Annotated in this window: 18 protein-coding genes; 13 read left to right on the top strand and 5 right to left on the bottom strand. The window is 62.6% G+C overall.

Annotation, left to right across the window (positions count from 1 at the left end; genetic code table 11):
* The first annotated feature begins 3 nt into the window (after nucleotides 1–3).
* The 3 genes from ABEG21_RS08505 to ABEG21_RS08495 all read left to right on the top strand — a co-directional run bounded on the left by ABEG21_RS08505 (nucleotide 4) and on the right by ABEG21_RS08495 (nucleotide 3,284).
* Nucleotides 4–1,212, top strand: coding sequence for a transporter (locus ABEG21_RS08505; RefSeq protein WP_347554239.1), 1,209 nt, complete (start codon nucleotides 4–6; stop codon nucleotides 1,210–1,212).
* A 125-nt stretch (nucleotides 1,213–1,337) separates the two neighbouring features.
* Nucleotides 1,338–1,598 carry a helix-turn-helix domain-containing protein gene (locus ABEG21_RS08500; RefSeq protein WP_347554238.1) on the top strand — a complete coding sequence of 87 codons (261 nt, stop codon included), beginning with the start codon at nucleotides 1,338–1,340 and terminating at the stop codon, nucleotides 1,596–1,598.
* A 468-nt stretch (nucleotides 1,599–2,066) separates the two neighbouring features.
* Nucleotides 2,067–3,284, top strand: a complete 1,218-nt coding sequence (locus tag ABEG21_RS08495; protein WP_347554237.1) for an acyltransferase — start codon at nucleotides 2,067–2,069, stop codon at nucleotides 3,282–3,284.
* A gap of 83 nt (nucleotides 3,285–3,367) precedes the next feature.
* Here ABEG21_RS08495 and ABEG21_RS08490 read toward each other — a convergent pair whose 3' ends face one another.
* Nucleotides 3,368–4,201: an aldo/keto reductase gene (locus ABEG21_RS08490; RefSeq protein ID WP_347554236.1), complete on the bottom strand. Its 834-nt coding sequence runs from the start codon at nucleotides 4,199–4,201 to the stop codon at nucleotides 3,368–3,370.
* Between the two features lie 51 nt (nucleotides 4,202–4,252).
* A complete protein-coding gene (locus tag ABEG21_RS08485; RefSeq protein WP_347554235.1) occupies nucleotides 4,253–5,311 on the bottom strand; it encodes a LysR family transcriptional regulator in 1,059 nt (352 codons plus the stop codon).
* 355 nt (nucleotides 5,312–5,666) lie between these two features.
* On the opposite strand from ABEG21_RS08485, the gene ABEG21_RS08480 reads away from it, so the two are divergent.
* The 10 genes from ABEG21_RS08480 (at nucleotide 5,667) to ABEG21_RS08435 (ending at nucleotide 18,606) form a co-directional block, all read left to right on the top strand.
* Entirely contained in the window at nucleotides 5,667–6,341 is a 675-nt protein-coding gene (locus tag ABEG21_RS08480) for a sugar dehydrogenase complex small subunit (protein WP_347554234.1), read from the top strand.
* Nucleotides 6,342–6,542: 201 nt separating this feature from the next.
* Nucleotides 6,543–8,135: a GMC family oxidoreductase gene (locus tag ABEG21_RS08475; protein ID WP_347554233.1), complete on the top strand. Its 1,593-nt coding sequence runs from the start codon at nucleotides 6,543–6,545 to the stop codon at nucleotides 8,133–8,135.
* A complete protein-coding gene (locus ABEG21_RS08470; RefSeq protein WP_347554232.1) occupies nucleotides 8,132–9,670 on the top strand; it encodes a cytochrome c in 1,539 nt (512 codons plus the stop codon). The genes ABEG21_RS08475 and ABEG21_RS08470 overlap by 4 nt, the downstream gene beginning before the upstream one ends.
* A gap of 473 nt (nucleotides 9,671–10,143) precedes the next feature.
* A complete protein-coding gene (locus tag ABEG21_RS08465; RefSeq protein ID WP_347554230.1) occupies nucleotides 10,144–11,496 on the top strand; it encodes an MFS transporter in 1,353 nt (450 codons plus the stop codon).
* A gap of 49 nt (nucleotides 11,497–11,545) precedes the next feature.
* Nucleotides 11,546–12,382, top strand: coding sequence for a shikimate dehydrogenase (locus tag ABEG21_RS08460; RefSeq protein WP_347554229.1), 837 nt, complete (start codon nucleotides 11,546–11,548; stop codon nucleotides 12,380–12,382).
* A gap of 242 nt (nucleotides 12,383–12,624) precedes the next feature.
* Nucleotides 12,625–12,870: a hypothetical protein gene (locus tag ABEG21_RS08455; protein WP_347554228.1), complete on the top strand. Its 246-nt coding sequence runs from the start codon at nucleotides 12,625–12,627 to the stop codon at nucleotides 12,868–12,870.
* 442 nt (nucleotides 12,871–13,312) lie between these two features.
* Nucleotides 13,313–14,251: a helix-turn-helix transcriptional regulator gene (locus ABEG21_RS08450; RefSeq protein ID WP_347554227.1), complete on the top strand. Its 939-nt coding sequence runs from the start codon at nucleotides 13,313–13,315 to the stop codon at nucleotides 14,249–14,251.
* A 210-nt stretch (nucleotides 14,252–14,461) separates the two neighbouring features.
* On the top strand, nucleotides 14,462–16,192 hold the full coding sequence (locus ABEG21_RS08445; RefSeq protein WP_347554226.1) for a winged helix-turn-helix domain-containing protein: 1,731 nt from the start codon (nucleotides 14,462–14,464) through the stop codon (nucleotides 16,190–16,192).
* 168 nt (nucleotides 16,193–16,360) lie between these two features.
* Entirely contained in the window at nucleotides 16,361–18,253 is a 1,893-nt protein-coding gene (locus ABEG21_RS08440; protein WP_347556679.1) for an amidohydrolase, read from the top strand.
* Nucleotides 18,254–18,294: 41 nt separating this feature from the next.
* A complete protein-coding gene (locus ABEG21_RS08435; protein ID WP_347554225.1) occupies nucleotides 18,295–18,606 on the top strand; it encodes a hypothetical protein in 312 nt (103 codons plus the stop codon).
* Between the two features lie 91 nt (nucleotides 18,607–18,697).
* On the opposite strand, the gene ABEG21_RS08430 is transcribed toward ABEG21_RS08435, so the two are convergent.
* The 3 genes from ABEG21_RS08430 to ABEG21_RS08420 form a co-directional block, all read right to left on the bottom strand.
* Entirely contained in the window at nucleotides 18,698–19,582 is an 885-nt protein-coding gene (locus tag ABEG21_RS08430; RefSeq protein ID WP_347554224.1) for a MurR/RpiR family transcriptional regulator, read from the bottom strand.
* Between the two features lie 89 nt (nucleotides 19,583–19,671).
* The gene (locus ABEG21_RS08425; protein ID WP_347554223.1) at nucleotides 19,672–20,985 is read right to left on the bottom strand and encodes an MFS transporter; all 1,314 of its coding nucleotides are present in this window, start codon (nucleotides 20,983–20,985) and stop codon (nucleotides 19,672–19,674) included.
* A gap of 120 nt (nucleotides 20,986–21,105) precedes the next feature.
* Nucleotides 21,106–22,662 carry a Fic family protein gene (locus ABEG21_RS08420; RefSeq protein ID WP_347554222.1) on the bottom strand — a complete coding sequence of 519 codons (1,557 nt, stop codon included), beginning with the start codon at nucleotides 22,660–22,662 and terminating at the stop codon, nucleotides 21,106–21,108.
* Nucleotides 22,663–22,726 lie beyond the last annotated feature (64 nt).

Raw genomic sequence — 22,726 nt, 5'->3', positions numbered from 1 at the left:
CTGATGACATTTGATCCGTCGACGATGCGTTACGGAGCCGACGACAACGGTCTCGTTTGCGGTTTTCTGTTCACCGAGCACCCGCAGCAGGAAACGGCCTCGGTGCGCGCGGCGCGCGGCGACGCGAGCCAGCTGCACGCGTCCGTCAGCGCCTTGCTGCCCCCAGCCGGGCAGCCGGGCAGTCCGCTACAAGGGCCGGCCTTCCTGCATCACCACGATGCCGACGAGGAAGGGCTTGCCGCCCAGCCGATCGATGCGGCCGAGGCACTGGCCTGGCTCGCCGACTACTACGCGAGCGAGGAGTCGCAGGCGAAACCGCGTCCCGGGCCGCCGGGTAAGGATTTCGTCTGGTTGCATTTCCATCTGGCGCATACGAATAGCCGGCGCTGGATCGAGGAGCATCTGGATCTGCCCGAGGCGTTTTTCGAGGCGTTGCAGGAAGGCTCCCGTTCGACCCGGATCGAACAGCAGGACGGTTCCCTGCTGGCGGTGGTCAACGATGTCACGTTCAGCTTCGAACAAAAGCCGACCGAGATCGCGACGCTCTGGGTCTACACGCATCGCCGGATGATGGTGACGCTGCGCGTCAAGCCGCTGCGCTCGGTGGACCGCCTGCGGGCCAGCGTGATGGCGGGCGAACGGTTTCGCACGCCTGCCGAGCTGCTGGTGCATCTGCTGCGCGACCAGGCCGACCTGATGGCGAAGATCGTCCGCGACACCAGCGCCGATGTCGATGGCATCGAGGATCAACTGCTGTCCCAGCGGCCGTTTTCCTTCCGGCAGGATCTGGGGGGATTGCGTCGGATTCTGGTGCGGCTGCAGCGAACCCTCGCGCCCGAACCCGGCTCGCTGTTCCGACTGCTGGCACGGCCGCCCGGTTGGTTGCAACACGAGGACGTGCAGGATCTGCGCGAATCGACCGAAGAGTTCTCGCTGGTGCTCGGCGATCTGGCCGGCTTGATCGAGCGGATTCGTTTGATTCAAGAAGACATTTCGGTGCGCCGGGACGAGCAGAGCAACCGCACCCTGTTCACCCTTACGATGGTGACGGTCCTCGCACTGCCGATCAATATCGTCGCCGGGTTTTTTGGGATGAATGTGGGCGGCATACCGTTGTCGGAAAATAAACACGGTTTCTGGCTGTTGGTGCTGTTGGTGGCCACCTTCACCGCCGTGGGCGGCTACTGGGCATTCCGCCGAAACGATCGCTGAAATATTTATTTATATCGCGTGTCATGCCGTTTCATCGCGCGCTGCAACTTTTCTGCCTTCGCGCCGTCATATCAGCATCATCACTGCGCACTAGACTGGCGTCGTCCGGTCTAGGAAACTGATTCATGTTGCTGCACAAACCATTGGATGCCGTGATCCAGGATCGCCTCGAGGACGAGACGATCCGTCGGAAATTCTCGATCCGCCTCGATATGACGCTGAAGCGCAAGAAGTTGTCGTCGACGCATATCGCGCGCCAATTGGGCGTCGCGGTTCAGCATCTGCAATTCTGGCGCGCCGGCGTCACCGTGCCGACCATCCGCCAGGTCCGCCGCCTCTCGACCTTGCTTGACGTCCCGATGGATTGGCTCTGCGCCGTCGTCTGATTTGTCCGAACCTTTCGCGGCAGTTGTTTTGTCGCGCGGCGTCGCTTCGGCCATCCGATCGCTAAAACATAGATTTCGTTACGACTTTTACACGACGTTGTTTACGGTCGTTTGAAAGCCCGAATTTCTGGGCGTGGCATCGTTGTCGCTTTCGTTGGTAATAGATATATCTGCCTTTACACAAAGGTTATTTAGAGAATATAGCGTGTGTCTTCGGACGCTATCAGCTTTCCGAAGCGATCTTGTTTCAGACAGAAAACAAGCCTTGCTGCGTCAATGCCCCTATCTTGCCGCTGTGCATATCGCAAAGGCTGGCTATTATGAATAACGCGTAGAAGGTCCGCCTCGGTTCGCTCCTCGACATCGCATCGATGCGGGGCGCCGGTCCGTGCGGCGCTATGCGGCCTTCCGGGGAAGCTGCCGTGCCGGCTCCCGTTCTCTTGGCTCGTATCCAGACGGAGACGTTCGATGTCGACAACCCGCCCGATCGAGGGTGATTCATCCCGCAATGCCAATCGTGTGCTGTCATCCCGACGCACGCTTGCCGATACCTTGCGCGGCCACGATAACAATTTCGGTATTGTCCGCCTGGTTGCGGCCGTACTGGTGATGTTCGGCCATTCCTTCATCCTCCAGCCGGCTATGAGCCGCGTGGATCCGCTGCACACGCTGACGGGGCACGACTATAGCGGTAGCTTGGCCGTGTACGCGTTTTTCTTCTTGAGCGGCATTCTGATCAGCCAGAGCTGGGAGCGGCAAGACGCCTTGGGGTCTTATGCGGCATTGCGTATCGGTCGGATCTGGCCGGCTTTGATCGTCTGCGTCGGCCTGATCACCCTGGTGGCGGGGCCTTTGCTGTCGTCGCTGCCATGGTCCGCCTATCTGCACGATAAGATGACGGTTGGTTTCCTGACGCGCAATATCGTGTTGTTCTCGGGCTTGCGAACGCGTCTGCCAGGCTTGTTCGAAGACAATGTCTTCCACGGCGTCAATTCGTCGTTGTGGACTTTGCCTGTCGAGGTGATGTGTTATGTGATGGTCGCAGTGTTGGGGGTATTGACGCTGTCGCGCGGCAAGGCACGTGTGCTGATCGGCGCGGTTCTCGCGGTCGCGGTGTGGCTCGCGATGTTCCACGTGCATACGCATCTGCCGGTCATCGGCACCATCATCAAGGATCTCACCGATAAGCCGGGTGATTTTTCAGCCCATCCCGTGCCGTTCTTTATCGCCGGTTTCGTCGCGTATCACTATCGCGACAAGATTGTCTTGCGGGGTGATGTGGCGATCGTCCTGTGTATCGCGTACGCGTTCTCGCGCGGACACGCCTGGGCGAACCCCTTGCTGTATGTGACTTTTATCTACGGCCTGATGGTGTTTTCGGCCTTGCCGCAATTCAAGGCATTGCGCCCGGATTGGGACATCTCGTACGGGCTCTATATCTACGGCTTCTTTGTGCAGCAAGTGGTGGCGTCCTATTTCCCGCAGCAGGACAATCTGTTAGGTTTGCTGATCTCCCTGGCGATCACGACGATCATTGCCGCGGGGTCGTGGTTCCTGATCGAGAAGCCGGCGATTGCCCTCGTGCGCCGTTTGCTGGGGAAAAAGCGGACGACGCCGCATCCCGATGGGGTACCGGCCGCGGAAGGTGTGACGGCAGGGCGTGAGCCGCGCGTGGACGCGCGCTAGTCGGGGAAGGGGATAGATAGACGTTTGGAGTCCGTTTAGCGCGAGCGGGAAGAAAGTGATCTACCCGCTCACGCGCCGCGCACTTACGGATTGCCGAACGTTTCCGGATCCGGGCCGAGTCGGCCTGTTTGCGGCATCGATGCGATCGCTTTCATATCGGCATCGTCGAGCGTGAAATCGAAGATATCGAAGTTCGATTTGATGCGCTCGGGGTTCTTCGAGCGCGGGATCACGACGTGGCCTGCCTGGATATGCCAGCGAAGGATCACCTGCACCGGTTCCTTGCCATGCTTCTGCGCCAATTGCTTGAAGAGCGGCGCCTTCAGCAATTCGCCACCCTGGCCCAGCGGGCTCCACGCTTCCGTACGGATCTTGCGCGACTGACAGAATTCCAGCAGCGTTTGCTGGTTGAAGTCCGGATGAATCTCGATCTGATTCACCGACGGTGCAACGCCGCTATCCGCGATGATGTCGTCCAGATGCGACTGGTTGAAATTGCAAACGCCGATCGAGCGGACGCGGCCTTCTTCCTTCAGCCGCACGAAAGCGCGCCACGTGTCTTTGTACTTCAGCTGCTTCGGTGCGGCCCAATGGATTAGATAGAGATCCAGCTTTTCCAGACCGAGTCGCTTCATGCTGGCGTCGAACGCCTTCAAGGTCGAATCGTAACCCTGATCCGCATTGGCCAGCTTGGTCGTGATGAAGATCTCGTCGCGCGGCACCGATGTACGCTTCAGCGCGCGGCCGACCGCTTCTTCGTTGTTGTACATCTTCGCCGTATCGATATGCCGATAGCCGGCGTCAAAGGCGGCCAGGCAGGCAGCCTCGGTCTGCGCATCGTCGAGTTGCCAGACGCCCAGGCCGACTTGCGGAATCTGGATACCATCGTTCAACGTGAGGATGGGGGATTGCGACATGGAAAACGCTCCTTTTCGACAAACGGCTAGCGCCGGTCTCGCGGACCGGCACTAGCGGGGTGTGGATACAGGGGTATTTCCTAGCACAAAGCATGCCGCGGCCAAGCGAGACGCGGGAAGGTCGGCGGACTCTGCCAGCGCCGTGTTTGTCGCCATTTCCGCCTCGATCTTCAGGCCTGCCGGATCGAAACCCGGGAGCGCCGTGATCGCCGCGGTTTTGCGCAGGGCGACCAGCAAGGCGTCCACCGCCGGTGCCCGTTGCGCGGGCCCATTACCGGCTTCGGTACGACGGAACAGGACGCCCAGTTGCCGACTCGCGACGGGCGCGATCAGCGGGCGCCAGGTGAGGGTGGTTTGATGGATCAGCGGCATGCAGAGCTGCGGCAGCAAGCCCAGCGCGAAGCCGCTTTCGACGAAGGCTGCCAATGTCGCGATTTCACGGCAGCGTATCGCCGGTTCCGCCTGGATGCCGGCGGTCCAAAGCGCCGAAGTCTGATAGCGGCAATGACTGGTGCCCGAAACGTGCGAGGCGAAGGCACGTTCGCCAAGCGTCTGCCATTCGCAGGCCGCCGCGTGCGCTAGCGGATCGTCGGTGCGCATCACCAGGCCGAATCGGTCGGTCAGCAGCGGCTCCCACTCGAACAACGCTTCGTCGGCCGGCTTCACCGTCAAGCCGATATCGACAGTCCCTTTCAGGACGCTCGACTCCACCTCTTCTGCGGCGGCCTCGTCGATGCCGAACTGCAAGTCGGGATGCGCTGTCGCCACGCTGGTGATCGCCCCTGGCAGCAAGGCGCTGGACAGCGACGGCAGCGTGGCGATGCCGATGCGGCCCTGTTCGCCATTTAAAAAGCGCTGGAAGTGCGTCCATTCCACCTGATTGCGTTCGATCAGACGTCGCGCCACATTGACCAGCTCGCGTCCCGCGGGCGTCAGCACCGTGCCGCGCGCGTCGCGGTCGAACAGGCGGGTGCCCAACTCGTCTTCGAGCATCCGGATGGTCCGGCTCAATGTGGGCTGGGACATGTTGGCGCGAATCGCGCCCAGGATGAATCCACCGCTTTGCGCGACGTGGAGAAAGGCTTTCAGATGCTTGATATTCGGCGACATGGCTGGGCCATTCGAGATCGTTCGGCAGCGGGTAGGCGCCGGGCAGGGATCGCTTGCGTTCGATACGGAGCCTCCCCCTCGATCCACTGCGGCGCGGCGTGCGCTGTACCACATTGGAACCGGTTTTGCCGGTTCGACATATTACCGCGTGCGCAAAAAGTCCGCTCTTTCGCGGGTTCGCGCGACCCGTCCGCGCGCGCTGTGTCTATCGGTCGCAGCAGTACATCGAGGGCGCGACCGGTCCTTCATTCATTTTGTGAATCGTCGGCGACAGAAATCGCATTGGACCCTGAAAGCTTGCCCTAGCCATAATTGGCCCGTTTCGTAAGAAGCATAAGAACAAGGGGTCCCAAAAATGCAATCAGGTTTACCCAGGACGACGCAGGCGCCAGCACCGGACGCCGCCGCCTCACGCGCCGTCGCGCACGCGGCCGATGTCTCGACCGCCCGTCATTCCCCGCCCATCGATACCGCCCGCCGCTTTTTTATTGGTGGGGCATTGGCATTGGGCACGGCGCCCTGGCTGCCGATGCTGCTCGGCGGACTGTGGCAGCACAAGGCCTGGGCCGCCGATGGCGTTCCCGCCGCGTCCACGGCGCCCGCTGCCGTCATCAGCGCGGAAGCACGGGCGGCGTTTTTGCGCGTCTCCCATGCCCTCAGCGGCGACATTCCGCTGGATGCCACGCAAGCCGAGGTGTTGCTGGCGGCGCTGCAACAGCAGGACGCCGGATTCGGCGACGCCTGCGTGGCGCTCGACACCTTCCTCAAGGGCCAGCCCGCGGATCCGCTGCAGTGGCAGGCCGCGCTGGATGCGGCAAAGGCGCCGTTCGCCGCGCTGCCGCGCCGGATCCTGGGTGCCTGGTTCATCGGCGTGGTCGGCAGCGGCACGAAGGCGCGGGCGCTGACCTATGTCAGCAGCCTGATGTATCGGGTGACGGCGGATCGTTTGCGCCCGCCGAGCTACGCGTATGGCAGCTACGGCACCTGGCGCGTCGATCCGTCGACGCTCACCTTGCCGCCGATGGTCTAACCGAGGATCCCGCCGCGCGTCGGTTCCGCCTTGCGTTGCAACGCATCGCGCACCGTCCGCCGCAGGGCCCGGTGGCCTCTATCCGCATCACCAACGTACCGAAATCGAACAATAAGCAGGGCCGGCCGTCCGCGCGCTCCCTGCCTGTCCACACAGACCATGTCAAGCTCATCAAACGATACTGCCGGCCCCCGCGGTCCGGTGCCAACGAATGCCGATGTCGTCGTCATCGGCTCGGGCATTATCGGCTCGCTGTCGGCGCATAAGTTCGCCCAGGCGGGCGCGTCGGTGCTGATCCTCGAATCGGGACCGCGTATCGACCGCGCGCATATCGTCGCGAACTTCCGCAATTCGCCGCGCAAGAACGACTTCATGTCGCCTTATCCCTTCTCCGAGTGGTCGCCGCATCCGTTGTATAAGCCGGAGAAGAACAACTACATCGTGCAAAAAGGGCCCTATCCGTACGAGCCCGAATATATTCGTATCGTCGGCGGCACGACCTGGCACTGGGCGGCGCAAGCGTGGCGCGTGTTGCCGAACGATATGAAGATCAAGTCGCTCTATGGTATCGGTCGCGACTGGCCGATCGATTATGCGGCGCTCGAACCGTTTTATTACGAAGCCGAAGTCAAGATGGGCGTCTCCGGTCCGGTGGATAACGGTTCGCCGCGCAGCAAGCCGTTTCCGATGCAGCCGGTAACCGAATCCTATCTGGAGCAGCGCTTTCGCGAACGGTTGGCACCGGCCGGCATTCCGGTGGTGACCAATACCACCGCGCGCAACAGCCGGAGCTATGACGGTCGTCCGGCCTGTTGCGGCAATAACAACTGCATGCCGATCTGTCCGATCGATGCGCAATATCACGGTGGCCTGGCCGCCGATGCGGCAGAGGCGGCCGGTGCGCGTCTGGTCGAGAACGCAGTCGTTTATCGGATCGAACACGATGCCCGCGGCAAGATCGTCGCCGTGCATTACTACGATCGCAACAAGGTCTCGCATCGCGTGACCGGCAAGACGTTTATCGTCGCCGCGAATGGCATCGAAAGTCCGCGCCTGCTGCTGATGTCGGCCAGCGACAAGTTCAAGGACGGCTTGGCCAACAGCTCGGGTACGGTCGGGCGCAACTTGATGGATCACCCGAGCAATTCGCTGACCTTCGAGGCGGAGGACGAGGTCTGGGCCGGGCGCGGGCCGATGAGCCCGTCATCGATCCAGATGATGCGCGACGGCGACTTCCGCGGCGAACACGCGGCGTTCCGCGTGGATATCAGCAATTCCTCGCAAGTGCTGTCGGTGACGCAGAACCTGATCGACCAAGGCGTCTATGGTCCCGAATTGGCAAAGCAGATCCGCCATCGTGCGGCACGCCAGACCAGCTTGAAGAACGTGCTGGAAATCCTGCCGGATCCTCGCAACCGTATCTTCCTCAGTGACCAGAAGGATGCGATGGGTCTGCCGCGGCCGGCCGTCGAGTATCGGATGAGCGACTACGTCGAGAAAGGCATGCAGGCGTCGATGGACTTCTATCTGAAGATCGCGGCGCTGATGGGCGGCACCAATCTGCGCAAGTCGCCGGACGGCGTCTACAGCAATAACCAACATATCACCGGCACTTTATCGATGGGCCATGACCCGAGCGACTCGGTGTGCGATGCGTTCGGGCGCACGCACGATCACGAGAATCTGTTCCTGGCGAGCACCGGCGTCATGCCGACGGCGGCGACGGTCAACTCGACACTGACGGGCGCCGCGCTGGCGCTGCGCACCGTCGATCACATCCTGAAGGGGGCATGATGATGCGCTTCCTGATGGCCCCTTTGCGTCGCCTGGTGCCGCGCGCGCCGCTGCTGCTGGCCGCCACCTGCCTGCTCCCCGCAAGCATGGCCTTTGCGCAAACGCCGGCGGCGCCGGAAAGCGAGTCCGCGCTGATCGCGCGCGGCAGCTATCTCGCGCAGGCCGGCGACTGCATCGCCTGCCACACCGCGAAGGGCGGTACGCCGTTCGCCGGCGGATTGCCGATCGCGACGCCGCTCGGCACGATCTATTCGACGAATATCACGCCGTCGCAGCAGGATGGCATCGGTCGCTACACCGAGGCGCAGTTTGCCGCGGCCTTGCGTGAAGGCAAGCGTGCCGACGGCGCGCAGTTGTATCCGGCCATGCCCTACACCTCGTATGCGAAAGTCAGCGACGAGGACGTCCACGCGCTCTACACCTACTTCATGAAGGGGGTGCCGGCCGCCGATCATGCCGCGCCGCCGACGGCCTTGCCGTTCCCGTTCAACATTCGACTGTCGATGGCCGCGTGGAATCTGCTCTTCCTCGACGGGCATCGCTTCCAGCCGGATAGCGCGAAGAGCGCCGAATGGAATCGTGGCGCCTATCTGGTGGAAGGCCTCGCGCATTGCAGCACCTGCCATACGCCGCGGAATGCATTGATGGCGGAAAACGACAAGCTGGCGCTGGCAGGCGGGACGGTGGGCACGTGGTACGCGCCGAACATCACTTCCGATGCGCACAGCGGCATCGGCGGCTGGAGCGAAGCCGAGATCGTCTCCTACCTGAAGACCGGTGTGGCGGCGGGCAAGGCGCAGGCTGCCGGCCCGATGGCCGAAGCGATCGAACACAGTTTCCAGCACATGAGCGATGCGGACCTGCGGGCGATGGCCGTGTATCTGCAATCGGTGCCCGCCGTGCACGACGCGGCCGACACGTCGGCGCCGTATGCCTGGGGTGCGCCGACGCAGCAGCCGGACGCCGTGCGCCTGCAGCCCTGGCCAGACGACGCCAACAAGGCCAGCGGCGCGCAGCTGTATGACGCGAATTGCGCGAGCTGCCACCAGGCCAATGGCCAGGGCAGTGCCGATGGCGGCCTGCCATCGTTGTTCCACAACACGGCGCTGGGGCATGCGAGGACCGACAATCTGGTGATGGCGATCCTGCAAGGCGTGTCGCATCCCAGCAAGGAGGCGGCCACGGCGAATGGGGCGAGTGCCGCGGCGGCCGACCGTTTGATCACGACCGCCGAAGCGGCCGAGCAGGACAGCAAGGGCCTGCTGCCGGTGGACATGCCGGCCTTCGCGGATAAGCTGTCGGACACGCAAGTGGCGACGCTGACGAACTATCTGATGGCGAACTACGGGCACCCGGCCGAGCCCGTCAGTGCCGCCGATGTTGCCGTGTTGCGTTCGGGCGGCGCGCCGTCGCCGCTGCTGTCGCTGGCGCATTGGGGGTTGGGTATCGGCATCGCCATCGTGTTGCTGGTGATCCTGCTATGCGTGCTGATCGGCGTGAATCGGGGGCGCAAGCGAGGCACGCCGAAGTACTGATTCGCGCGCGCGCGTCTTGTCGAAACGAGTCGGCGTCAGACCATGACAAGGCAGGTAAAAGCCGAGCCGTTTAGCCACGGTTCGGCTTTTTTATTGCTTCTCAGGGATCAGGTTTACCCGCAGGCCGGGCCTTATTGCATGACAGCGATGCCTGCAAAAATTTAAGATAGAGGCATCGGAAGCAATTGATTTCGATGCAATTTTTTGCATCTCTCGAATCGTGCTGACCGCAGTGACGCGCTATTTCCGCCTTGCCGGGGCAGTTGACACGTTAACGTACTAGTTCGTACATTTTGCGTCATGCAGGCAATGCGGCGGGATGTCGCATCGCCTGGTCCCCACGAAAGGGCCCGATTTCAATAGCCGGGATCTTGCGTGTTCAGCAAACAGCCGATGCCCGCGCCGCGATCAAAAAGACGGCGCGCGGAAAAATTCGGCGGATTCAGCGCCGGGAACGGCCTCAGGAGAGAGCAATGCGACACCTCACCGGTGACAACCCGCAACGGGGAAGCGGGGAACCAGGGACCGATGCACAGGCCGATACGCGTGCCGTTCGACGCACGCGCGTGCGCTTCGTCGTCCTCGCCTTGCTGGCGATTGCCACGATGATCAACTACATGGACCGCACGGTCCTCGGCATTGCCGCACCGACGATGACGAAAGAGCTGGGCATCGATGCGGCGATCATGGGCCTCGTGTTCTCGGCATTCTCCTGGACCTATGCATTCTTCCAGATTCCCGGCGGCCTGTTCCTCGACCGTTTCGGTAGCCGCTTGACGTATGCGCTGTCGCTCGCGTTCTGGTCGGCTTTCACGCTAGTGCAGGGCTTCGCCTTCGGCTTGAAGTCCTTGCTGCTGGCGCGCTTTCTGTTGGGTGCCAGCGAAGCCCCGTGCTTTCCGACCAATAGCCGCGTCGTCGCGACGTGGTTCCCGCAGCAGGAGCGCGCGCGTGCCACCGGGATCTACACGGTGGGTGAATACCTGGGTCTGGCCTGTTTCGCACCGGCCTTGTTCTGGTTGATGGGCACGTGGGGCTGGCGTGCGCTGTTCATCGTCGTCGGCGCGATCGGCATCCTGTTCGCGCTGGTGTGGTGGGTAATCTATCGCGAACCGGGCGACTCGAAGACCGTCAACCGTGCCGAGCTGGATTACATCGCCGAAGGCGGTGGCCTGGAATCGAAGAGCGAGCAGCCGATGGGCTTCTCCTGGGGCCGCGTGCGTGCCTTGTTGGGCAAGCGGCAGATCGCCGGTGCCTGCCTGGGCCAGTTCGCCGGTAACACGACGCTGGTGTTCTTCCTGACTTGGTTCCCGACCTATCTGGCCACCGAGCGCCATATGGGTTGGTTGAAAGTCGGCTTCTTCGCTGTGATGCCGTTCCTGGCGGCCGCTATCGGCGTGATGCTGGGCGGGTGGATCTCCGATGCATTGCTGAAGCGCACGGGCTCGGCAAGCATCGCACGCAAGGCCCCGATCATCTTCGGCCTGCTGGCGGCCTCGACGATCATCTCGGCCAATTTCGTCAACAACGACGCCGTCGTCATCGCCATCCTGTCGTTCGCTTTCTTCGGGCAAGGCATGGTGGGACTGGGCTGGACGCTGATCTCGGACATCGCGCCGAAGAAGCTGATGGGTCTGACTGGCGGCATCTTCAATTTCTGCGCCAACCTGGCCGGCATCATCACGCCGCTGGTGATTGGCCTGATCGTGGCGAAGACCGGTTCGTTCTTTTACGCGTTGACGTATGTGGGCGCGGCAGCACTGCTGGGCGCCTTGTCGTATATTTTTATTATCGGCGATGTGCGCCGTGTCGATATCCCCTTGGACTGAGGCATCGGCCGGATCGCCGGCGCATGACATTGAAGGGGTGGAGCATTTTATGATTTCCGGAAAGACGACGTTGATCGCGCACCTCGGTTATCCGACCGAGGGTTTCAAGGCACCGCTGATCTACAATCCTTGGTTCGACAAGCAGGGCATCGACGCGGTGGTGGTGCCGATGGGCGTGGTGCCCGACGACTATCGCAGCTTCATACCGACGTTGTTCAAGTTGACCAACATCACCGGCGCGCTGGTGACGATGCCGCATAAGATCGTCACCAGCGAATTGATGGACGAGGTCACGCCTACAGCGGCGATCGCCGGTGCCTGCAACGCGATTCTCAAGCGCCCGGACGGGAGCCTGCTGGGCGACCAGTTCGACGGCGCGGGCTTCGTGCGCGGCGTGTTGCGCAAAGGCAAGGTCCTGCAGGGCGCGCGCGTGCTGGTGCTAGGCAGCGGGGGTGTCGGCTCCGCCATTGCCGCGTCGCTGGCCGGCGCGGGCGTCGCCGAGATGATGCTCTTCGATACCCAGACCCAGAGCGTCGATGCGCTGGCGGGGCGGCTGAAGCAGCACTATCCCGCTTTGCGCGTCGATGTCGGCTCACGCGATCCGCACGGCTATGACCTGATCGTCAATGCGACGCCGCTGGGCATGAAGGAAGGCGATCCGATCCCGTTCGATGTCGATCGCATCGCGCCGGAAACCTTCGTGGGTGAAGTCGTGATGACGAAGGTCTATACGCCGCTACTGCAGGCGGCGCGGGAAAAGGGCTGTCAGGTCCAGGTCGGTACCGATATGTTGTACGAGATGATCCCGGCCTATCTCGAATTCTTCGGTTTCGGCACGGCAACGCCCGAAGCGCTGCGCGAAGTGTCGCTTATCCCAAAAACCTGAGCGCCCATCTATCCGACGCGCGCACGTCGTCTTCGGCACCGCGGAGCGCGTGGCATCCGCGGCATCTGCGGCGTCGGCGATACCCGTTCCCGCAGTGCCGCGTGCGCCGAGCGTCACGCTGGCGGCGGACGGCCAGACGATCCACGTGCCCGACGGCGCGACGCTGACCGATCACGCTCGACCGGCCGACCATCGCGAATCTGCGCGCGTTGGTCAGCGAGCATGTCCATCGCGTGGCCGTGATGAATTTGCCCGCAAGCAACGTCGATATCCAGGAGGCGCCCCTTCTCACGACATCGGTGATGGCGCATTGGCTCGATGCGCCGGAGCACTGCATGACCTACCTGCGCGGGCAGGTGCGTAACAGCGCCGGCTGCACGGCCATCTACCTGACGCATGTCGCGCTGAGCAAGGCGATGAAACGCCATGCCCCGGCCTTCTTGGATTGGGACAACACCGATCAGGACAACCGCGATTACGAGGCGTAGCCGCCGCAAAGCTATCGCGCCGACTACCTGACGTTTTTCGGGGCGTTTCCAAGCGAGTCGCCCACGCGCGAACGCCTGGAAAAAGCACGCGATCATGCGCACGACGCGATGATCGATTATCGCCGCGACATCATCGCCAAGCGGGAATTGCTGCGCAGCCGATCGACCAGCCCGTCGTCGGTCGGCAAGGCACGACGCGGGGAAGGACAAGCCACCTTGCCACATAGTGGGACGGTGTCGCGCGACATAAAAGGTGCTCGCCCGAGATGCCGGGCACAAACGGCACACTGCATCGCAGCACGGAAAATCGACATGATTTATACTGCGGCACGCATGCGATCAATGGCGCGCCGCGTGCCGCACTTTACTACGCATTACTACAGTTAAGCGTGCTGGAGAACGCGCGCTTATCGCGTTTTCGACGTTTTCGGAGAATACGCCCGTGATCACCGAGAATCGATGCCACGACGTCTTACCCTCCGCCGCACCGGTGGATGGATTGGGCTGCGCACTGGATCGCCTGACCTTGAGTCGGCAACGCGACGCGGGTGCCCTTCGTTTTCATCGTAAATACGCGGGGCAGGATGTCGCCATCGAGGTCGAAACGCCGGCGGCGGATCGCGGCTTTCTGCTGGGCGTCTCCCTGCGCGGCGGCCATCGACGCCGACTCCTGCGCGGCCGGAGTGCCGCGACCCATGATTTCTCGGAAAACGCGATCTATATCCGCGATTTCGCGGATCCCTATCGCGCGGCGCTGTCGGGCGCCTTCGATTTCATGCTGGTGGAATTCAGTCACGACTGGCTGGCGCGGCTCGGCGCCGATGTCACGCGGCGCCCCGTCGGCGGTTTGCGCAATCGCACCGGCTGTCGCGACGATACGCTCGGGCATCTGATGCGCGCCATGCTGCCGGCTTTTGCCTTGCCGGACGACTCGCAGGCGCTTTTTTTGGAACAGATCGGCTTGGCGGTAGGCTGCCATCTCGTCTCGCAATACGCGGGCAGCCCTGTCACGACCCAGCCGCGCCGTGCCGTTCTGTCGGCGCCGCAGGTGGCGCGTGCGAAAGAGTTGCTGAGCGCCACCGGTGCCGGCGTCGGGGTATCGATCGAGTCGATCGCCGCCGAATGTCGGCTATCCCCGAGCTATTTCATTCGGGCGTTTCGGGGATCGATGGGGCAGACGCCGTACCAATGGCAACTGACCCAACGTATTGCGCGTGCGCAGGTGTGGCTGGCGCAGGGTGCGATGACGCTGGTCGATGTGGCCAGTGCCTGCGGATTTTCCGATCAAGCGCATTTCACGCGCGTCTTCTCCAAGGTCGTCGGCGTCTCGCCGGGCCAGTGGCGACGTCGCCATGGGATCATGTCGGAAAGTCGGCGGTGAGGGCGCGCGGATCGACGCGTCGCACGTGCGGCATCCGACGGCCATGATGCCCGCTTCGGCGCAATTTTCGACAAAACGGGTCAGTATTCGCCAAGACGGATCCATCGTGCCGGGCTAGGATGCCCCACGCGCCCGATACGCATTGCGTCCGGGCGGTGGTTATATCCGGATCATTCGAGCTTGGAGCGCTGTTTATTGAGCGAGAACATCATGCACCGATTCGATCGGCTGGACGTGTCGCTGGCACGACGCGAAGTCTATCTTGATGGCATCCCGCAGCCTATCAGCATGCGGGCGTTCGACATCCTCGAGCTGCTGATCGCGGCCGACGGAGGCATCGTGTCCAAGGATGCCATCCTGGCCGCCGTCTGGCCGCATGCGGTGGTCATCGATAACAATATTCAGGTCCATGTCTCCGCGCTGCGCAAGTTGTTGGGCAAAGCATGGATCAAAACGATTGCCGGCCGGGGTTATCGGCTGGCGGCGCCCGACAGCGTGCCCGTCGCAGTGACGGAGGCGAACCATGCCGCCGAGGCGATGCAGGGCATCGGCGCAACCGTTGGCGAGGTCGGCGCCGTGACGGTGATGGCGACGCCGATGGCGCCCGTGCCGCAGCATCCGCTGTCGCCTACCTTGCAACGCGTGGTACGGGGTCCGCTTCTGATCGGCCGCGAATCGATGCTGGCGGACCTGATGGAGCGGTTTTCGGCGGAGCCCTTCGTGACGCTGCTCGGTCCAGGGGGCGTCGGGAAGACGGCATTGGCGTTTGCATTCGCTCGGAGCTGGTGCGAGCGGACCGGGGCGCGCCTGGAGTGCCTCGACCTTGCCGACGTCGCCGACCCCGACGATGCGCGCAAGGGGGATGATCGCGACGCGCCCCACGGCGCAAACAGTATTCGGGGCAATCACCCTCGGCATTGGCCCGACACGGCAGGCCGTTCCGGGCCGGTCCTGCTGGTGCTCGAGAGTTGCGAGCGCGATATCGATGCCGCCATCGCCCTGTGTCAGCACGCGATGGCCGCCTGTCCGGAGATGCGCGTGATGGCGACGAGTCGCGAGCCGCTGGGCATGGCGGGCGAGTGTTTATGGCGTGTCGGTCCGCTTGCCGTGCCGGGCGTCCACGCTAGCGATACCGAAGCGCGACGCAGTCCCGCGGTCCAGTTGTTCATGAAACGCGGGCGCGTGCTGAGCGCACATGAAAACGATGCGGCGTTTCCGATTCAGATGGTGGCGAGCGTCTGCCGTCTGATGGATGGCTTGCCGCTGGCCATCGAACTGGCGGCGCAACGCGCCGAATTGATCGGGCTGGGTGCGCTGATGACGCAGCTCGATGCCAGCATGTTGACGTTGTCCAATGGCGTGCGCGGCGCGCCGCGCCGGCATCGTACGCTGCAGTCGATGCTGCAGTGGAGCTATGACATGCTCAGCGACTTCGAACAGGCGGTCTTTCGGCGACTATCGCTTTTCGAGCAAGCGTTCACCTTGGGGGCGGCCTGCAATGCCGTTTCCTGCAATCGGTTGAACGGCGAAGACGTGTTCCACGCACTCTACGGATTGGTCGCCAAATCCTTGGTTCGCACCGAATCGGCGCTGCCGGGCGAGGCGAGCGGTGGAGGCGTCGGCAACCGTTATGGCATGCTGCGATCGACTCGGCATTTCGCCCTCGACAAATTGATCGAGGCCGGCGAAGCCAACTGGTTGCTTCATACCAAAAACGTGCGGCTGCAAGCCAAGTTCGAATCGATCGAGCGGGCCGAGGGCGAGGCGCCGGGCACGCTGGCCGATTGGAGCGGTAGGCGCGGCACCCCGTGGGGTACGAAGCCGAGACCGGTCTCGAAGTCGGCGCGCGACGCCGGTATGTCGGCGGCATCGACGGACGCCGCATCGGGTGCGGCGCGTTTCAGCCATGACGGCGATATGCCGCTCTGGTACGCCGCGTAATGCGTATCCGCGTCCGACGCAGGGCGCACATCTTTCAGAACATTTCAGATTTTCGTCAGGACCGGGGATTCTGCACTGGTTAGGCTGTCGCTTCGGATCCCAACGATGCGATGACGTGCGCGTCGCGCGTATCGGGAGGGATCGGCCGACTTTCCTGAAGGATGGATGATGAGCGCAGTCGAACAAGTGAACCGCATAGCCGATCTGGTGGTGTACAACGGCAAGATCGCCACCCAGGACGCGCGACGTTCCTTCGTCACCGCGCTCGCCATCGCCGACGGCAAGATCGTCGCCAGCGGTAGCGAGGCGCAGGTGATGGCGTGGGCGCGTGACGATGCCCGACGGATCGATTTGAACGGCCGAACGGTCATCCCCGGCCTCAATGATTCCCATCTGCACGTCATCCGCGGCGGGCTGAATTTCAATATGGAGCTGCGCTGGGACGGCGTGCCGTCGCTGCATGACGCGCTGGCGATGTTGCGTGCGCAGGTGGCGCGCACGCCGGCGCCGCAGTGGGTGCGGGTCGTCGGTGGCTGGAACGAGTTTCAGTTTGCCGAGAAGCGCGGTCCGACGCTCGACGAGATCAATGCGATCGCGCCCGATACGCCGGTCTTTATCCTGCATCTATACGACAGCGCCTTGCTCAACGCCGCCGCCCTGCGCGCGGTCGGCTATACCAGCGAGACGCCGAATCCGCCTGGCGGCGAGATTCAACGCGACAAGCGGGGTAATCCCACCGGCATGCTGATCGCGCGTCCCAACGCCGGATTGCTCTACGCCACGCTGGCCAAGGGCCCGAAATTGCCACTCGCCGATCAGGCGAATTCGACGCGGCATTTCATGCGTGAGTTGAATCGCCTCGGCGTGACCAGCGCGATCGACGCGGGCGGCGGCTATCAGGCCTATCCGGACGACTATGCCGTCATCATGGATCTGGCGAAACGCGGCGAACTGACGATGCGCATCGCCTACAACCTCTTCACGCAAAACGCGAAGCGTGAAATCGAGGACTTCACGAAGTGGGTCAAGGCGACGCGCCCGGGCGATGGCGATGATTTTCTGAAGGTCAATGGCGCCGGGGAAATGCTGGTATTTTCCGCGGCCGATTTCGAGGACTTCCTGGAGCCTCGCCCGGATCTTCCCGACGGGATGGAGGACGAGCTGGAATCGGTGGTGCGTCTGCTGGTACAAAACCGCTGGCCTTTCCGGCTGCACGCGACCTACGACGAATCGATCGCGCGCTTCCTGGACGTATTCGAACGCGTCGACGCCGATACGCCCTTCAATGGCCTGCGCTGGTTTTTCGATCATTGCGAGACGATCACCGAACGCAATATCGATCGAATCGCCGCGCTTGGCGGCGGCATCGCCGTGCAGCATCGGATGGCCTATCAAGGCGAGTATTTCATTTCCCGTTACGGCGCCGAAGCCGCCGCACATACGCCCCCCATTCGCAAGATGCTGGCGGCCGGTCTGCCGGTGGGCGCCGGGACCGATGCGACGCGTGTGGCGAGCTTCAATCCCTTCGTTTCGCTGTTCTGGATGGTGTCGGGCCGCACGGTCGGCGGCACGCAGATGTATGCGGTACGCGATCGTCTGGACCGGATGGAAGCGTTGCGGCGCTACACGGTCGGCAGCGCCTGGTTTTCAAACGATGAAACCAAGAAGGGGGCCTTGGTGGTCGGGCAGTACGCCGACTTCGCGGTATTGAGCGACGACTATTTTTCGATCGACGAAGACGACATCAAACACCTGACGTCGAACTTGACCGTGGTCAATGGACGGATCGTCTATGCCGACGGCGATTTCGAGACATTGGCGCCGCCGGCTTTGCCGGTGAGTCCGTCCTGGTCGCCGGTGGCGGAATTCGGCGGCTATGCGCGGTATCGGCCGCTCGCCTCGCAAGCACGTGCGGCGACGGATCCGTCCTGCAGCGATGCCTGCGTGAAGCTTTGCGGCGTGCACCAGCACGCGCACGCCTTTGCATGGCGCAGCAATGTTCCCATCGGCGACGCCAATGGATTCTGGGGTGCGTTGGGCTGCAGTTGCTTTGCATTCTGAGATGAGCGAACCCCAGGCCGCGGCGGCATAAAGGAGTGACGGTGGGCACGAATCACCATAGTCTCGAAATAGCACGTTTGCGTGCCGCCGCGAGTGCGAATATCGACGATGCACGTCTGTGGCGTTGGTACGCGGATTTGATGGAGGATGGCCGCATCCGCAGCACGCGCATCGGTACCGTGTGGCGCATCACCATCGATGACGGCTGTCTGGTCGAAGACGTGTCTTTCGACTGCGCGGTGCGTCGCGCGGTGGAGGCGTGGAGCGGGATCGCGCAGGCCCCCGTGACGCTGCGTCGACGCAAGCGGCGTGGACGCGACAGCGAGCTTGCGCTGCAGGCTGTCGCACTCTGAGCCAGGCATTGGATCGTGGCGCCGCCGCGATGCGAGGTTTTGGGGTGTTGTGGGGTGGGGTGCCTTGCCGGACGAGGTCGGCGAGGTGTGCTCAGGCCGTCGTGTCCGTTCCGAGATCCGGTCCTTCGGCGCTATCGAAGCCATGGACGCGGAGAAGATCGTGATACTGGCGCAGGCCACGCGTGGCACCCGGGCCGAGCTTTTGCGCCAGACAGACCATCAGCGCTTCTATTACCACGAGATGCGCGAGATAGGCCTCCGTGCCTACGCGCATGACCGCATCCTCCGGCACCGAGACCAACAACGGCAAATCCGCGATCTTTGCCAAGGGGGTGCCGGGCTGCGTCAGCGCGACGACGATCGCGCCTTGCGCGCGCGCGAATTTGGCCGCTTCCAAGGTATGCGGCATGCGCCCGACGTGTGAAATCACGAACGCCACGCCGCCGGGCCCGAGGTCGTTCGCGGAAACCAGTTGCTGATGGAAGTCGAATATCGCATTCGCCGGGCGTCCCAGTCGGAACAGGCGACTTTGCAATTCCTGCGCCATGAAGGTGGAGGTGGCGCCGACGGAGTAGCAATCGATGCGATGCGCCGTCGCCAGATGCTCGACCACGCGTTCGATCATGGCGATATCGATCAGGCGATTCAGGTCCGTCAGCGACGATACCGCCGCATGAATGATCTTGCTGACGACCTGCCGCGTGCCGTCTTCGGGCAGCACGCTACGATGCAGGTAGGAGCCGGTGACCGCCAGATCCTGCGCCAGTGCCAGCATGAACTCCCTGACCGAGGCATACCCGAAGACGCGGCATGTGCGAACGACGGTCGGCATCGACACGCCGGCTTGCAGCGCCAGTTGCTCTACCGTCGCACCGACGGCGGCGCGAGGCGCGTCCAGAACACATCGGGCGACTCGTTGTTGCGCATCGGGCAGATCGGACAGGCGGTCATGCAGCTTTTTGAGTAGATCGGTCATCAAAAACACAGTTGCGCGGCACGGCCTCGGCGCTTGTCGGCGACGCGGTCGTGCCTTGCCGTTTCTCAAAAAACAGCGACGGCGGAGGCCTATTTTATCGCGTGGTCCGGCCGCAGTGAGGCAAAGATCGTCGCCAGCACACTGACCGCGGCAATCACCGAGACGTAGATCAAGACCGGCCACACCGCACCGCCCGCCGAGGCGACCAGGGCCACGCAGATCATCGGGGCGAAGCCGCCACCGAAGACGTTGGACAGTTGATACCCGAGCCCCACGCCTGTCGTGCGCGCCGCGACGTCGAACATCTCCGTCAGCATCGTCTGGAACGTTGCCTGCATCGCCACGCCCGGTATGACGAAACCGATGACCATGCCGAGCCAGATCAGCATGGGCTCTTTGGTTTGGTAGAGCAGCAGGACCGGATAGACGAAGACGGCGAGGGCGATGGCCGCGGCGATATACAGCGTGCGCCGGCCGATGCGATCGGACAGCGCGCCCCAGGCCGGTGCCATGAAGATCTGCAGTATGCCGACGATGAAGGTGCCGATGAAACCGACTTGCGGCGACACGCCTTGCTTGACGACGAGCGACAGGCCGAAGGTCAGGATGACGTAGCCGGCAATGCTTTGTACGAGGCCCATCAGAATCCCGAGCACGACGTTCTTCGGGTGCTTGACGATCGCCTCGAACAGCGGCGCACGGCGCTTCTGCTGTCCACGCTGCGTCTCGCGCTGTCGTTGTTTGAACTCGTCCGATTCCTCGATACGCGACCGAAGCACCGTGGCGATGAGCACCAGCACGAGCGAGAACAGAAACGGCAGCCGCCATCCCCAATCCAGGAACCACGTTTGATTGCGTGCGAGCAAGGCCATCAGGCCGGCCGAGAGGACATTCGCGATGCCGGCGCCGACGATCAGCAGGGAGCCGTAGAAGCCGCGCTTGCCGGGCGGCGCATGCTCGACGATCAGTGTCGCGGCGCCGCCCATCTCGCCACCGACGAATAGGCCTTGAAAGCTGCGACATACGATCAGTAGCAACGGCGACAGGGCGCCCCAGTGTTGCGCGGACGGGATCAGGCCGATCGCGGCGGTTGCAAGCCCCATGCCGATCACGGTGATCATCAGCGCGGCTTTACGGCCGACACGGTCGCCGATATGCCCGAACACGATGCCGCCCAACGGGCGCAGCAAAAAGCCGACGGCAAACGAGGCGAACGACGCCAGCTGCGCCATCGTCACGTCATGGCCCGGGAAAAACACTTTCGGGAAAATCGTGGCCGCCGCCAGGCCATACAGGTAGTAATCGTAATATTCGATCAGCGTTCCGACCGATGCGCCGTAGGCGGCGCGCTTGCGCGCAAGCGATTCCGTCCCGTTATTCACTGCCGTTGCATGAGATTGCATCACCTCTCCCTAGGTAATAACATTACATCGCATGCGGCATTCTAGGCGGACAAAAAAGACGCAAGCGGCGTATTTCGGGATGAGAGTGTAAATTTATTACATGCCGGGCGGGATGCGTGTTTATGCGTCGTGCCCGACATCGGCATCGTCGAAGGCCGTCCGAATCGCCTCGATGATCGCCTCGCCAAGGCCGGCCGATTCGATGATCGGGAATTCCTTGCTCAGCTTATGCGAGACACGCCATTGATTATCGCGGACGCCGCGAATGATGCGATCGATATCGGTATTCGGGCCATCGAGGATGTCCTTTACCGCCGTTCGCGCGTTATCCCAGTCACGCATCAGCTTGGCTTCCTGACGCATTTCGGTACGGATCGTGCGATCGATCAAATCGGCAAGGTATTCGGTATGTGCGCTGAGGTCCGGATAACGCCAGGCAAAGCGGGCGTCCGCATAGGCGGTGAAATCCAGACTCGACAGGACGCCGTCGGGATAACGTTGGTGCGCGCCGAACGAGGCGAATTGCCCGTAGCGCTGCATCAGCGGTTTCGACAATGTTTCCAATACTTGATCGTAAGCGGCAACGTATTGCGCACGGCTGGTGATCGCCGCCGAGACCGGCAATACGAAAGGACGCGGTACCGCGCCGTCGCGGCGCAGGATATCGTTGATCAAGAAGCGATGAATCCGGCCGTTGCCGTCGACAAATGGGTGAATATAGACAAAAGCGAAGGCCAGCACCGCGGCGCGTGCGATCGCCGAGGCGCCTATCGTCGTCGCCAGAAACGCTTCCAAGCCATCCAGCATGCCGTCGACGTCGTCCCAGTGCGGCGCGATGTAATGAATGACATCGCGGAAATGCTCGGTGGCGCCGACGAAGACCGGCGACTGGCGTATGCCGAAGCGGGTGATCGTCGTCCGATCGCCGATAACCTCGCGTTGCAGTTCGGCCAGCGTCTCGCGGTCGAGCGGCCGATCATAGAGGCCGATCCGTGTCTCCATCACCTCGGCGAAGCGTTTGATGCGGTCGCGACGATCCTGTTCGTGCTCGATCTGGAAGCTGGCGCGGCTTTCCTTCAACGTCAGCCAGACGGCACTGCGCCGAAGAATGTCCACGCCATATTCGGCCTGCAGCGCATCGAGCTGCGCCGCGATATCGTACGTTTCGGCTGCGATGACGGCCTTCGTGCGCCGGACCGTCGCGCAAAATGCACGCGTGCCGGGCACATTGTCGCGGATATGCCAACGTTTATTGTTCGTCGGGGTCGTGCCGACGATATAGTGTTTAGGATCGAGTGCCTCGACATAGGCGCCGCCCGTCACCGGCGGCACACCTTCCAGGGTGGTTCCGGTGAGCCATTCGTAGAGAAAGCCGGCGCGGCGGGCATATTGACCGGTACGCTCGGCCATGACCCAGTCGATTAGTTCGGCGACCGGCAGGACGTCGAAAAGCCGCGCGAGCAATTCGAGAAACACCCCTTCATGCTTCAGCGCGAAGGTGAGGTGTCCGGCCAGCGTATCGGCCGGCTTCATGGCGGCGGTGTAGGTTTCGCGAACGGTCCCGTCGTGCAGCGTCGTCCGACGCGTCGGTCCGATGTCGCTCTCGATGGGGTAGGGCTGGATGGCATCCACGCCGTAGTGGCGACTCAACCATCGATAGCCGATCATATTTTCCATCGAGGCACCGAAATTTCGTTAATACGGGTGTAAAAACGTTCTGATTTTACCCCTTTCCGTAAAA

The sequence above is a fragment of the Robbsia sp. KACC 23696 genome, assembly GCF_039852015.1.
Classification (GTDB): Bacteria; Pseudomonadota; Gammaproteobacteria; order Burkholderiales; family Burkholderiaceae; genus Robbsia.
This window is presented reverse-complemented; position numbering and strand designations above follow the sequence as displayed.